The sequence below is a fragment of the Aquabacterium sp. genome (assembly GCF_041915145.1).
Lineage (GTDB): Bacteria > Pseudomonadota > Gammaproteobacteria > Burkholderiales > Burkholderiaceae_C > Aquabacterium.
In genome coordinates this window covers 16,955-30,014 of the sequence record NZ_JAYSBZ010000004.1, presented here as the reverse complement: position 1 = coordinate 30,014, position 13,060 = coordinate 16,955, and the positions used below count along the sequence as shown (strand labels likewise).

At 70.0% G+C, this 13,060-nt stretch carries 11 protein-coding genes; 5 read left to right on the top strand and 6 right to left on the bottom strand.

What is annotated here, in order from left to right; translation table 11 throughout:
* Positions 1-19 precede the first annotated feature (19 nt).
* Complete coding sequence (locus ACE3SS_RS01390) at positions 20-2,065, top strand: TonB-dependent receptor (RefSeq protein ID WP_374590502.1); 2,046 nt, start codon at positions 20-22, stop codon at positions 2,063-2,065.
* A 14-nt stretch (positions 2,066-2,079) separates the two neighbouring features.
* Here the strand turns inward: ACE3SS_RS01390 and pdxH are convergent, their stop codons facing one another.
* A complete protein-coding gene (pdxH, locus tag ACE3SS_RS01385; protein ID WP_374590500.1) occupies positions 2,080-2,727 on the bottom strand; it encodes a pyridoxamine 5'-phosphate oxidase in 648 nt (215 codons plus the stop codon).
* Between the two features lie 282 nt (positions 2,728-3,009).
* Here pdxH and ACE3SS_RS01380 point away from each other — a divergent pair, with 282 nt between their 5' ends.
* The 3 genes from ACE3SS_RS01380 (at position 3,010) to ACE3SS_RS01370 (ending at position 6,318) form a co-directional block, all read left to right on the top strand.
* A complete protein-coding gene (locus ACE3SS_RS01380; protein ID WP_374590498.1) occupies positions 3,010-3,672 on the top strand; it encodes an NTP transferase domain-containing protein in 663 nt (220 codons plus the stop codon).
* 72 nt (positions 3,673-3,744) lie between these two features.
* Positions 3,745-5,604 (top strand): phosphogluconate dehydratase, encoded by a 1,860-nt coding sequence (gene edd / locus ACE3SS_RS01375; protein ID WP_374590496.1) that lies wholly within the window; start codon positions 3,745-3,747, stop codon positions 5,602-5,604.
* Between the two features lie 66 nt (positions 5,605-5,670).
* On the top strand, positions 5,671-6,318 hold the full coding sequence (locus ACE3SS_RS01370; protein ID WP_374590494.1) for a bifunctional 4-hydroxy-2-oxoglutarate aldolase/2-dehydro-3-deoxy-phosphogluconate aldolase: 648 nt from the start codon (positions 5,671-5,673) through the stop codon (positions 6,316-6,318).
* On the opposite strand, the gene miaA is transcribed toward ACE3SS_RS01370, so the two are convergent.
* The 4 genes from miaA to mutL are packed head-to-tail and all read right to left on the bottom strand — an operon-like array spanning position 6,308 to position 11,480.
* Positions 6,308-7,300 (bottom strand): tRNA (adenosine(37)-N6)-dimethylallyltransferase MiaA, encoded by a 993-nt coding sequence (gene miaA, locus ACE3SS_RS01365; protein WP_374590492.1) that lies wholly within the window; start codon positions 7,298-7,300, stop codon positions 6,308-6,310. The genes ACE3SS_RS01370 and miaA overlap by 11 nt on opposite strands.
* Positions 7,297-8,532, bottom strand: coding sequence for a Bcr/CflA family efflux MFS transporter (locus tag ACE3SS_RS01360; RefSeq protein ID WP_374590490.1), 1,236 nt, complete (start codon positions 8,530-8,532; stop codon positions 7,297-7,299). The genes miaA and ACE3SS_RS01360 overlap by 4 nt, the downstream gene beginning before the upstream one ends.
* 40 nt (positions 8,533-8,572) lie before the next feature.
* Positions 8,573-9,547 (bottom strand): pseudouridine synthase, encoded by a 975-nt coding sequence (locus ACE3SS_RS01355; RefSeq protein WP_374590488.1) that lies wholly within the window; start codon positions 9,545-9,547, stop codon positions 8,573-8,575.
* A 34-nt stretch (positions 9,548-9,581) separates the two neighbouring features.
* Positions 9,582-11,480 carry a DNA mismatch repair endonuclease MutL gene (gene mutL, locus ACE3SS_RS01350; RefSeq protein ID WP_374590486.1) on the bottom strand — a complete coding sequence of 633 codons (1,899 nt, stop codon included), beginning with the start codon at positions 11,478-11,480 and terminating at the stop codon, positions 9,582-9,584.
* 91 nt (positions 11,481-11,571) lie between these two features.
* On the opposite strand from mutL, the gene ACE3SS_RS01345 reads away from it, so the two are divergent.
* Positions 11,572-12,231 (top strand): VTT domain-containing protein, encoded by a 660-nt coding sequence (locus ACE3SS_RS01345; protein WP_374590484.1) that lies wholly within the window; start codon positions 11,572-11,574, stop codon positions 12,229-12,231.
* 9 nt (positions 12,232-12,240) lie between these two features.
* Here the strand turns inward: ACE3SS_RS01345 and ACE3SS_RS01340 are convergent, their stop codons facing one another.
* Entirely contained in the window at positions 12,241-13,044 is an 804-nt protein-coding gene (locus tag ACE3SS_RS01340) for an SDR family oxidoreductase (RefSeq protein ID WP_374590482.1), read from the bottom strand.
* Positions 13,045-13,060 lie beyond the last annotated feature (16 nt).

The following is a 13,060-nucleotide window of genomic DNA, read 5'->3' as shown; positions in this document are numbered from 1 at the left end:
CTCGTTTCAGGCTTGAATCATGAAAAAACTGGGTATGCCGCATGCGGCTGTTTGCGCCGTGGGTGCGTTGAGTTGGTTGGGCGCCGTGGCTCAGGCGCAGGTGGCGGTCAGCGCGACCGAGCCTGTCAACGCCACGGCCGTGTTGCCCGATGTGGTGGTGAGCGGCGCTCGCGAGGCGCGGCCGCCCGTGGAGCGCAGCGCGCAGACGCTTGTTGGCGATCGATTGACCCTGCAGCGCGGTGCCACGCTGGGCGACACCGTCGGCACGCTGCTGGGCGTCACCACCGCAGGCTTCGGGCCCAACGTGGGGCGGCCGGTGGTGCGCGGACAAGACGGCGACCGCGCGCCGCTGGTGTCCAACGGCGGCACGGCGCTCGATGCCTCGTCGCTCAGTCAGGACCATGCCGTGCCGCTGGACCCGCTGGCCGTGTCGCGCATCGAGTTGTTGCGCGGGCCGGCGGCGCTGCGCTACTCGAGCAGCGGGGTGGGCGGGGTGATCAACACGGTGGACAACCGCATCCCGCGCGCGCCGGTGGCTGGCATCGAGGGCTCGGTCGAGACTCGCCTGGGTGGCGCCGCCAATGAGCGGGCGGTCAGTGGCCTGGTGGACGGCGGCAGCGACGCGGCGGCCGTGCATGCCGACGCCTTTGTGCGCGATACCGACGACCTGCACACGCCGCGCTTCACTCGGCCCGACGGCGTGGTGGCCGATCGCGTGGCCAACTCGGCCAGCCATGCCGACGGTGGCGCCCTGGGCGGCAGCCTGCTGTGGGATCACGGCTACCTGGGGGCGGCCTTCGATACCTACCGCAGCCACTACGGCACGGTGGCCGAGGAGGACGTGACCATCCGCATGCGTCGCGATACCTGGCGCGTGGGCGGCGAGGTGCGCAACCCCGGTGCGCTGGTTTCGACGGTGCGGGCGCAGGTGGCGTCCACCGACTACAAGCACCGCGAGCTCGAAGGCGCCAGCACGGGTACTGTCTTCCACAACCGGGGTGCGGACGGGCGCATCGAGGCCGATCACGCGGCGGTGAGCGCCCTGGGCGGCATGCGCGGCCTGTGGGGCATGCAGCTCGGCAACACCCGCTTTGCGGCACTCGGCGAAGAGGCGTTTGTGCCGTCCACCCAAAGCACGCAGCAGGCGGCGTTTGCGCTGGAAAGCTGGCAGCGCCAGGCCGCCACCGTCAACCTCGGGCTGCGGGCGGATCACCACCACGTTCGCTCGGCGGGCGACGACAACGCCGCCACGCCGCGTTTTGGCGCCGCCAGCGAGCGCAGCTTCAACACCGGCGCGTTGTCGCTGGGCACCCAGTGGGATGTGGGGTCGGGCTGGCAATTGCTGGCCGATGTGTCGCACACCGAGCGGGCGCCAAGCTTCTACGAGCTGTACGCCCACGGCCTGCACGTGGCAACGGGCGCCATCGAAGTGGGCGACGCCAACCTGCGGCCCGAGCGCGGTGTGCAGATGGACGTGGGTGCCGAGTACCGCCGTGGCCCGCAATGGGCCCGGCTGAGCGTGTACGACAGCGAGTTCGGCAACTACATCGTGCAGAGCCGTTCGGTGGCCGACGATGCTTCGGTGGGCGGGGTGGCCTACCCGGGCTACCGCTTTGCTGGCGTGAAGGCGCGCTTGACCGGGGTGGAGGCCAACGGCAGCACGCCGTTCGACGTGGCCGGGCAGAAGGTGACGGTCGAGGCGCGGCTGGATGCCGTGCACGCCACCAACCGCGACACGGGCGAGCCGCTGCCACGCATCGCGCCCTTGCGCGTCGGGCTGGGCCTCTCGACCGACTGGCTGCAGTGGACGTGGCGCGCCGATGTGGACGTGGCGGCCGACCAGAATCGCGTCAGCGCTGACGACACCCGCACGGCCGGCTCGACCGTGCTCAATCTGGGTGCGTCACGCCGCCTGACCTGGGGCGGCGTGGACGGGCTGGTGTTCGTCAAGGCGACCAACCTGACCAACGCGCTGGCCTACAACGCGGCCGCGTTCAGCACCGTGCGGGGCCTGTCGCCGGCCGGGGGGCGGGCCCTGTCGGCCGGCTTGCGCGTCAATTTCTGAGCGCGCCGGGTGGATCAGGGCGAGAGTCGCTCCAGCACCCAGCCGCTGCCTTCAATGCGGTAGCGCAGCCGGTCGTGCAGGCGCGAGGGGCGGCCTTGCCAGAACTCGAAGCAGTCGGGGCGCAGGCGGTAGCCGCCCCAGTGCGGCGGGCGCGGCGGGTTGTCGCCGAACTCGGCTTCGCGCTGGGCCAATGCGGTTTCGATCACCGCGCGCGAGGCCACCACCTCGCTTTGCGCCGAGGCCCAGGCGCCGATGCGCGACCCCAGCGGGCGACTGTGAAAGTAGGCGTCGGACTCGGCCTCGCTGACCTTCTCGACGCGCCCCTCGATGCGCAGCGTGCGCTCCAGCGCCACCCAGTGGAATTGCAGCGCCGCGAACGGCTGCGCGGCCAGCTCGTGCGCCTTGCGGCTGTTGTAGTTGGTGAACCAGGTGATGCCCTGGTTCGCGCCGTCGGCGTCGTAGCCCTTGATGAGCACGATGCGGGTGGACGGTCGGCCGTCGGCACCCACGGTGGCCAGCGTCATCGCGTTGGCTTCGGGCAGTTCGGCCTTCAGGGCTTCGTCGAACCAGCGTGAAAACAGGGCCCACGGCTCGCGCGGGGCGTCGTGCTCGTCCAGCGAGGCGCGTTCGTAGCTCTTGCGGAGATCGGCGATCGAGTTCATGGCGGGGTCTTCCTGGGCGGTTTCAGGGTTTGTCGCAGGGGTGAAGTGGATGGGCACATCACGGCGAAAGCGTCATTTTCAGCGCGTTTGGCCGTGGTTTGTTGCGGCGCATCAATTGTCGCGGGTTAGGCCTTAAGTGAAGTCACCGTAACGACTGGCGAGGGCCTTGCGTTCCGATAGAGACATGGTTGAAACACGGGCATGCGAGATCGGTGGCGAACGTGAAAGCCGTCTGTTGGCGGCGTCGCAGGTGAGCGCCCGCGCATGCGCGAGGAGAGCATCATGCACTCACGCCCGGTCGTGATCGTGCTGGCTGCCGGCCGCAGCGCGCGGTTTGATGGCCAGGGCAACAAACTGATGCAGAACCTGGGGCCGCTGAGCGTGCTGGGCACCACCGTGTCGCACGCGCTGGCCACCGATTTGCCGGTGGTGCTGGTGACCACCGAACAACTGGCGCCCGAAGCCTTGCGCGTGATCGCCGCGCGCGACCTGGTGGTGCTGCCCGACAGCGTGGCCGCCATGCGAGGCGTCGGTTTTTCGATGGCCATGGGGGTGAGCGCGCGGCCTGAGGCGAGAGGTTGGGTGATGCTGCCCGGTGACATGCCCATGGTGCAGCCGCCCACGATCCGCGCCGTGGCCCAGGCCCTGGGGCAGCACGCCGTGGCGTATCCGCAATATGGCGGCCATGCCGGGCGCCCGATGGGCTTTGCGGCGGAGCTGTATTCCGAGCTGATCCTGCTCAGCGGCGACCACGCGGCGCGTCGCCTGGGTGCCCGCTATCCGGCACACGCCATTGACGTGCCAGACCCCGGCGTGCTGATGGACGTTGATACCCCCGACGACCTGCGCGCCCTGCGCCAGAGCCTGCAATTGCCGCTCGCGGCGGTGGTACCGCAGTCGCCCGACCCCGGGGGGCACAGCTCGCCGGGCCCGCGCTCGCATTGAGAGTCATCGACTCATAATTGGTTGTCGCTACGCTGTAGCGCTCACTGCCGCTTTCGCGGCGCGCCGAAATCCATGCATCCCGTCGTAGCCCAAGTCACCCAGCGTGTGGTCGAGCGCAGCCGCCCGACGCGTCAAGCCTATCTGCAGCGCCTGAACCGTCTGGCCAGCCGCCCGCGTGGCGCCCAGCGCCTGGGTTGCGCCAACGTGGCCCACGCCTTTGCCGCCATGCCCACCGACGACCGCCTGCGCGTGGTCGCCGAGCGCGCGCCCAACCTGGCCATCGTCACGGCCTACAACGACATGCTCTCGGCGCATCAGCCGTATGAGCACTTTCCGGCCTGGCTGCGCGACGAAGCCCGCCGCGCTGGCGCGACGGCGCAAGTGGCGGGCGGTGTGCCGGCCATGTGCGACGGCATCACGCAGGGCCAGCCGGGCATGGAGCTCAGCCTGTTTTCGCGCGATGTGATCGCGCAGTCCACGGCCATTGCGCTGTCGCACGACGTGTTCGATGGCGCCTTGCTTCTTGGCGTGTGCGACAAGATCGTGCCCGGTCTGTTGATCGGCGCCTTGCACTTTGGCCACCTGCCTTGCGCCTTCGTGCCAGCCGGGCCGATGACCAGTGGCCTGCCGAACAAGGACAAGGCCAAGGTGCGCGAGCAGTTTGCCCAAGGCCTGGTGGGGCGCGACGCCTTGCTCGATGCCGAGACGCAGGCCTACCACGGCGCCGGCACCTGCACGTTTTACGGCACAGCCAACAGCAACCAGATGCTGCTCGAAGCCATGGGCCTGCATGTGCCGGGCAGTGCCTTCGTGCACCCGAGCGCGCCGCTGCGCGAGGCCCTGAGCCGCGAGGCCGTGCGTTTGCTGCTGCCGCACGTACGCGAGCAACTGGCGGACGCGCCTCGCACCGGGCAGGCCGCGCCGGGCGCCATCGGGCGGCTGGTGGACGAGCGTTGCATCGTCAACGCCATGGTGGCCCTGCTCGCCACGGGTGGCTCCACCAACCACCTCATCCACTGGGTCGCGGTGGCGCGCGCCGCCGGCATCGTCATCGATTGGGACGACTTCTCGGCGCTCTCGGCCGTGGTGCCGCTGCTGGCGCGCGTCTACCCCAACGGCGAGGCCGACGTGAACCAGTTTCAGGCGGCGGGCGGCCCGGGCTTCGTGCTGCGCGAGCTGATCGACGCTGGCCTGATGCATGCCGACGTCACCACGCTGGCCGGCTCAGCAGGCGACGACCAGAGCCTGCGCGCCCACGCTCGCTTGCCGGTGCTCGATGGTGAGCGGCTGACCTGGCAAGCGGCTCCCGCGCCCAGCGTGGACACCAGCGTGCTGCGCGGCGCCGCCGAGCCGTTCAGCGCCACCGGCGGCTTGCGCTTGCTCAGCGGCAACCTCGGTCGCGCTGTCATCAAGGTGTCGGCCGTGCCCGACGACCGCTGGGTGATTGAAGCCCCGGCCCGCGTGTTCGACAGCCAGGAGGCCCTGCAGGCTGCGTTCCAGGCCGGCGAGCTGGCGCGCGACGTGGTTGCGGTGGTGCGCTTCCAGGGCCCGGCCGCTTGCGGCATGCCCGAGCTGCACCAGCTCACGCCGCCGCTGTCGGTGCTGCAAGGCCAGGGGCACCGCGTGGCGCTGGTCACCGACGGCCGCATGAGCGGTGCCTCGGGCAAGGTGCCGGCGGCCATCCACGTCTGCCCCGAGGCCTTGCTTGGCGGCCCGCTGGCGCGTGTGCAAGACGGTGACCTGCTGCGGGTGGACGCCCGCGCCGGCACGCTCGACGTGCTGGTCGACGCGGCCACCTGGGCGGCCCGCCCGCTGGCCCAGCGCAGCGCGGCGGCCGAGCTCGAGCAGGCCCACGACCTGGGCCGTGAGCTGTTTGCCGGCCTGCGCCGCAACGTGCGCAGCGCCGAAGAGGGCGCTTGCACGTGGTTGTGACTTGGCGGTGATCGCAGCTTCGATCCTGATCCCTCTGATGCTTTGACAGCTTTGAAAGACTTGCCCATGACCCAGCCTCTGCACCCGCGCGATCTGGCCGCGCACGGCCCGGTGATCCCGGTGATCGTGATCGACCGCGAGGCCGATGCCGTGCCGCTCGCCCAAGCCCTGGTGGCCGGCGGCGTGAAGGTGTTGGAGGTGACGCTGCGCACGCCGGCTGGCCTGCCGGCCATCAGTGCCATCGCCCGCGAGGTGCCCGGCGCCATCGTGGGGGCCGGTACGGTGCGCAACGTGGCCGAGTTGCGTGCGGCGCGCAATGCCGGCGCGCAGTTCGCGGTGAGTCCGGGCTTCTTGCCTGAGATTGGTCAGGCCAGCCGCGACTTCGGTCTGCCGCTGCTGCCCGGCGTGGCGACGGCCAGCGAGGTGATGGCCGCGCAGGCGCAGGGCTTTGATTTCTTGAAGCTCTTTCCGGCCGTGCCGGTGGGCGGGCTCAGCTTGCTCAAGGCGCTGGCCGGCCCGTTCCCGGACGTAGCCTTCTGCCCCACGGGCGGGTTGACGCCGCAGAACGCGGGCGACTTTCTGGCGCTGCCTAACGTGCTGGTGTGCGGGGGCTCGTGGCTCACGCCGGCCGATCTGGTGGCCCGGCAAGACTGGGCCGGCATCACCGAGCTGGCCCGGCAGACCGCCTCGCTCAGGCCAGCCGTCAAACGCTGAGCCGCGGCCGCAGCGACTGGACGATGCACACCACCTGCTCGGTGGCATCGGCCGCCTGGCAGTCGACCACCGTGCGCCACGGCATGCTGCGCAGCCAGGTGATCTGCCGCTTGGCGAGCTGGCGCGTGGCGGCGATGCCGCGCTCGACCACGTGCGGCAGCGCGCGCGGCGCGATCAGGTCGTGCGCGTCCAGCGCTTCCCACACCTGCCGGTAGCCGACGCAACGCATCGACGGCAGGTCGATGTGCAGGTCGCCGCGGGCGCGCAGGCGCCGCACTTCGTCCACAAAGCCCGCCGCCATCATCTGCTCGTAGCGCTGGGCGATGCGGCGGTGCAGCCACGCCCGGTCGGTAGGTTCCAGGCTCAGCAGGGCGATGTCGTCGGGGCCATGGTTCTTGCCCGGTCCGAAGCGGTCGCTGTGAAAGCTCGACAGCGGCTGGCCGCTGATGCGCCACACCTCCAGCGCCCGCGAGATGCGTTGTGCATCGTTCGGCGCCAGGCGGGCCGCGGTGGGGGCGTCGACTTGCGCCAACTGCGCGTGCATTGCGGGCCAGCCTTGGGCGGCGGCCTCGAGTTCGATTTCGGCGCGCAGTTCGGGCGTGCCCGAGGGGATGTCGTCCAGCCCGTCGAACAGCGCCTTGAAATACAGCATCGTGCCGCCCACCAGCAGCGGCAGGCGGCCGCGCGCGGTGATCTCGTCGATCAGCCGGTTGGCGTCGGCCACGAAGCGCGCAGCCGAGTAGCTCTCGGTGGGCTCGATCACGTCGATCAGGTGGTGCGGCACGGCCGCCAGTTCGGCCGGCGTGGGCTTGGCGGTGCCGATGTCCATGCCTTTGTAGACCAGGGCCGAGTCGACGCTGATGATCTCGCACGGCAGGGCCTGGGCGATGGCCAGCGCGCAGGCTGTCTTGCCCGAGGCCGTGGGGCCGGCCAGGGCGATGGCACGCAGCGGGATGGCTTCTGAGGGTTGGGAGTCCGTCATTTCAAGGCTCCGTCAAAGGCAGGCGTGTGGGGCTCGCCGTGGCGCTGCACGAGCGTCCAGCCCACGCCGGCCGTGAAAACGGCCCAGGCACCCATGCTGCAGGCCATGGGCAGGGGCGACGCGCCGGTGCCGTCCATCACCCGACCGAGCAACTGACCCATGGCAAAGGCCGTGGCGCTCAAGATGAAGCCCGACAGCGCCGACGCCGCGCCGGCGCGGGTCGGGAAGGGCCCCACCACGCCGGCCTGTCCGCACGACTGGTGCACGCCATGCCCGGCGGTGTAGAGCCACTGGGCGATCAGGATGACGATCAGCTCGTGCCAACCGGCCAGCGCGCTGCCGGCCATCAGCAGCCCGCCGCTCAAGGTGAGCACGGCGCCCCGCCGGACGGCGCCGCGGATGCCAAACCGCGCCAGCCAGGTCCGACAGAAAAAGGTACCGACGAGGTAAGACAGCGCCCCGCCCGACAGCACCGCGCTGTAGCCCAACCGCGAGATGCCCAGCCCATTGATCAGCACGAAAGATGATGCCGACAAGAAGGTATACAAGCCTGCATACGTGCCAGCTGTGAGGCAAGCATAGGCAATGAAAGTGGGGTGGCGCACGATTGCTGCCCAATTGGTCAGCAGTGGGCGCAGCTGAGTGGCGTTGGGCTGGCGCTGCCGGATCGACTCGCTGGTGCGGCCAACCACGTAAGCGAGCGTGGCGGCGCCAAAGCCGGTCAGGATCAGCATGGCCATGCGCCAGCCGCTGAGGCTGCCAAATCGGACTTGCGACAGCAACGCGCCCAGCAGCGGCCCGGCGAGCGCGATCACGCCCAGGCCGGACATGCCCAGCGACAGCACCCGCACGCCTTCGCTCGGGGCATACAGGTCGCGCACCATCGAGCGGGCGCAGACCACGCAGGCGGCCACGCCCAGGCCTTGCGCCATGCGCCAGAGCACCAGCACGTCGATGCTGGGTGACAAGGCCCCGCCCAGGCTGGCCACGGTGAACAGACTCAACCCGAGCAGCAGCACCGGGCGGCGCCCGAAGCGGTCGGCAATCGGGCCCCAGAACAATTGCCCAAAACCGAAGGCGAAGATCAGGGCCGACAAGGTGCGCTGTGCTGCGGCCATCGACGTGCCCAGGTCGCTTTTGAGCAAGGGCAGGGTGGGCAGATACAGATCGGTGGCCACCGGCTGGATGCCCAGCAGCAGGCTCAGCGCCATCGCCACGGTGGCATGCGACATGCCGCTCTGGTGGGCAGCTGTCGGTCGAGACGAAGCGGGGTCAGACAAACGATTCATCCGCACGCAGGTAGCGCCACTGCCCGGGCGGCAGGTCGCCCAGCATCACGCGGCCGATGCGCACCCGCTTGAGCCCCACCACCTTGAGTCCGACCGCTTCGCACATGCGGCGGATCTGCCGCTTGCGGCCCTCGCGCAGCACGAAGCGCAACTGGTCGTCGTTCTGCCAGCTCACGCGGGCCGGGCGCAACTGCACGCCGTCGAGCGACAGGCCGTGGTTCAGCAGCGCCATCAAGTTGGCCGGGAAGATCTCGGGCAGCGGGCCCGCTCGCTTGGCATCGGGCCAGGCCACGCGCACCAAATATTCTTTTTCGACTTCGGAGTCGTCGCCAATCAACTGCCGCGCCACCACGCCGTCTTGCGTGAGCACCAGCAGCCCGACCGAATCGATATCGAGCCGCCCCGCCGGCACCAGGCTGCGCAAGTGGCTGCGCTCGAAGCGCACGCCCGAGCGGTCGTCGCGCCAGTGGTTATCGGGCGTCACCAGCACCACGGCGGGCTCGTAGCCATCTTCGGCTTGCCCGCTCACGTAGCCCATGGGTTTGTTGATCAGCACCGTCACGCGTCGTGCCTGCTGCGCTTGTGCCTGTTGGCTGATCTCGACGCGCTGGCTGCGCGTGACCTTGCTGCCCAGTTCGCTTACCACCACGCCGTCCACCTTGACCCAGCCCTTGGCGATCAGCTCGTCGGCCTCGCGCCGTGACGCCAGCCCCAGCTCGGCCATGCGCTTGCTCAGGCGCAGCGGCTCGTTGGGGTCGAGCGCGGTCGGAGCGGCTTGAGGGCGGGCGGGCGGACGCTGATGGGGGGCGGCCGGACCGCCGGCTCGTGAGGCCGGCGCACCCGGCGCGCCGGGGCGGCCAGGCGCCCGATGGCCCGAACGGTGGTCAGACGAACTGTGCCCGCCAAAGCCAGAGCGGCTGGAGGCGGGCTGACGGGGTGAGCGGGGGCGGTCGGACATGCGGTTGTAGGCGTCGGGGGAATGGGTTCGGAGATTAACGCCCGCGCAAAAACAGCGCGTCCAGCTCCTTGACCGTGATCTGCCGCCAGGTGGGGCGGCCGTGGTTGCACTGGTCGGCGCGTTCGGTGCGCTCCATGTCGCGCAGCAGGGCGTTCATCTCGGGCAGGTTGAGCTGGCGATTGGCGCGCACGGCGCCGTGGCAGGCCATGGTCGCCAGCAGTTCGTGCTGGGCGCGGGCGATGACGTTGCTGGCGTCGAATTGCGCCAACTCGGCCAGCACCGAGCGGGCGAGTTCGGTGACGTCGGCCTGGGCCAGCGCGGCGGGGCGCGAGCGCACGGCCAGGGTGGTGGGCGAGATGGGGGAGATGTCGAGTCCGAGCTGGTGCAGGGCGTCGTGCTGCGACTCGGCCGTGGCCACTTCGGTGGGGCTGGCGGCGAAGGTGACCGGGATCAGCAGTGGCTGCGCCTCGATGGCCGCGTCGCTCAGGCTGGCCTTGAGCTGCTCGTAGACGATGCGCTCGTGGGCCGCGTGCATGTCCACCACCACCAGGCCGTGCTTGTTTTCGGCCAGCACGTAGATGCCCGCCACCTGGCCGATGGCGCGGCCCAGCGGCCAGTCTTCGGATGCGGCCGGGCCGGCAGCGGCGCTGGCCCAGGTCGGGCGCGCCGCAGCGGCCTCGTCGTCGCGGGTGCTCAGCGGCGTGGGCACGGCGGCCAATGGGGCGGCGCCCAACCAGGGCGAGGGCGCTTCTTGGGCCGATGGTGGGGCGTACAACGCCGCGGCCTGCTGCAAGCCGAGGCTGCCTTGCACCTGCGGCGCGGGTGCCCAGCGCTGAGCAGGGGTTGACCAGGCGGGCGCCGACGCCGCCGGCGTGGTGTGAGCGGCGGCCTCGTTTGGTGCGGCACCTTCGGCGCTCGGCGTCATGCGCGGCAGCGCCAACGCGGACTCGACGGCGCGGCGCACGGCCTGGTGCACCTCGCGCGACTCGCGAAAGCGCACTTCGGTCTTGGCGGGGTGCACGTTGACGTCGACCAACTCGGGCGGCACGTCGATGAACAGCGCGTAGCTGGGTTGACGGTTGCCGTGCAGCACGTCTTCGTAGGCCGAGCGCACGCCGTGGGCCAGCAGCTTGTCGCGCACGTGGCGGCCGTTGACGTAGACGTATTGCTGATCGGCGCGCGAGCGGGCCGAGTCGGGGGTGCCGGCGCGGCCGGTGATGGTGAGCGGGCCGATGCGCGCTTCAACGGCGCGGCTTTGCTCGACGAAGCTGTCGCCCAGCACGTCGCGAATGCGCTTGTGCGGCTCGCCGGCGCGCCACTGTTCGACCAGCTTGCCTTCGTGCCATACGCTGAAGCTCACGTCGGGCCGGGCCAGCGCGTGGCGCCGCACGGCGTCGATGCAATGCGCCAGCTCGGTGGCTTCGCTCTTCAAGAACTTGCGGCGCGCCGGCGTGTTGAAAAACAGCTCGCGCACCTCGATGCTGGTGCCGGTGCCGCGCGCGGCGGGGCCGAGCTCGCCGCTGCGGGCGTCAAGGCGGTGGGCGTGGGGCGCATCGGGCGTGCGGCTGAGCAGGGCCAGGTCGGACACCGACGCAATCGCCGCCAGCGCCTCGCCGCGAAACCCCATCGTCGCCACGCTCTCCAGGTCGGACAGCGAGCCGATCTTGCTGGTGGCGTGCCGCTTGAGCGCGATCGGCAGCTCGTCGGCCGGGATGCCGCAGCCGTTGTCCTCGATGACGATGCTGCGGATGCCCCCGGCCGTGAGCTTGACGCTGATCTCGGTGGCGCCGGCATCGAGCGCGTTGTCCACCAATTCGCGCACCACCGAGGCCGGGCGCTCGACCACCTCGCCGGCGGCGATCTGGCTGATCAGCTCGTCGGGCAGTTCACGGATCGGGCGGCGCGAGGGCGTGGCGGGCAGGGGGGCGGTCATGGGGCGGATTTTCGCCGATGCATGACGCCAGCCTCGGGCACCCTGACTCGGGTGAGGTGTTGTCACGGAGCGTCCTGGATAATCCCGCGCCATGGACGTCCTGCACACCCTCCTCGATTTCATCATCCACGTCGATCAGCACCTGCGTGATTTCGTCACCACCTACGACATGTGGGTCTACGCGCTGCTGTTCGCCATCATCTTCATCGAGACCGGCGTGGTGGTGATGCCCTTCCTGCCCGGCGACTCGCTGCTCTTCGTGGTCGGCACGATGTGCGGCATCGGGTTGATGAGCTTTCCGCTCGCCGTGGGCGTGATGCTGGTGGCGGCCATTGCGGGCAACCAGAGCAATTACACGATCGGGCGGCTCATCGGGCACCGGGTCTTCAAGTGGGAGCACTCGCGCTTCTTCAACAAGGCCGCGTTTACCGCCGCGCACGACTATTACGAGCGCCACGGCGGCTTCACCATCGTGGCGGCGCGCTTCATGCCGTTCCTGCGCACCTTCGCGCCCTTCGTGGCCGGCGTGGCCGAGATGCCGCGCGCGCGCTTCACCTTCTTCGACGTGACCGGCGGCATCTTGTGGGTGGTGGGCGTGACGGCCTGCGGCTACTTCTTCGGCAACATCCCGTTCGTCAAGAACAACCTCGAGAAGATCATCTGGGCCATGCTGCTGGTGCCGGGGGTGTTGGTGTTCGCTGGCGGCTGGCGCGCCAGACGCAAGGCGGCCGCCGCGATCACCACGCCGTGAGCCGCGGCGTCAGTAGCCCGCCATGCGGGCCGTGACGAAGCGGTTGACGGCATCGGGCGAGCACTTGCCCAGCACGTAAAACAGCTTGGTCTGCCAGCCCACCGGCGAATGCGTGGGCAGGCTGCGCGGCGAGCCCTGGGCGAGCTTCCAGACCGTGCGGGCCACGTCGTCGGCCGACAGGCGCACGCCCAGCGTCTGCACGGTCTTCATCTTGCTCACGTCGTCGCGCACCATCGCGGTGTTGACGAACAGCGGCAGCACGTCCACCACGCGAATGCCGTGTGCTTGCCATTCGATGTCGAGCGCCTCGGTCAGGCTGCGGACGGCGGCCTTGCTGGCCGAGTAGGTGGCGAGCTGTGGCTGGCCGTGCAGCGCCGAAGCCGAGCACAGGTTGACCACGCGCGCGCCCGGCGTGCATTTGAGGTAAGGCAGCGCCGCGTAGCAGCCGTTGACCACGCCCTTGATGTTGATGTCGATGAGCCGGTGGTGGCGGGCCAGGTCGGCCTCTGCGAAGGGGCTGGTGACGGCAATGCCGGCGTTGTTGACCAGCACGTCCAGTCGCTGCCCGGCGGCTTGCCAGAAGGCTTCGAGCTGCGGGCCCCAGTCGGGCGCCGACGACACATCCAGCCGCCCCGCGTGGCAGTTGCCGGCGCCCAGCTGCTGGGCTAGCGCCTGCACGGCGGCCTCGTCCACGTCGTAGATCCCGACGAACCAGCCCGCCTTGGCAAAGCGCTCGGCGATGGCGCGGCCGATGCCGGCAGCGGCCCCGGTGATGAAAACGCTCTGGCGTGTGGTGGGGCGGTTACTGCTCATCGGGGCTCCGTTTGTG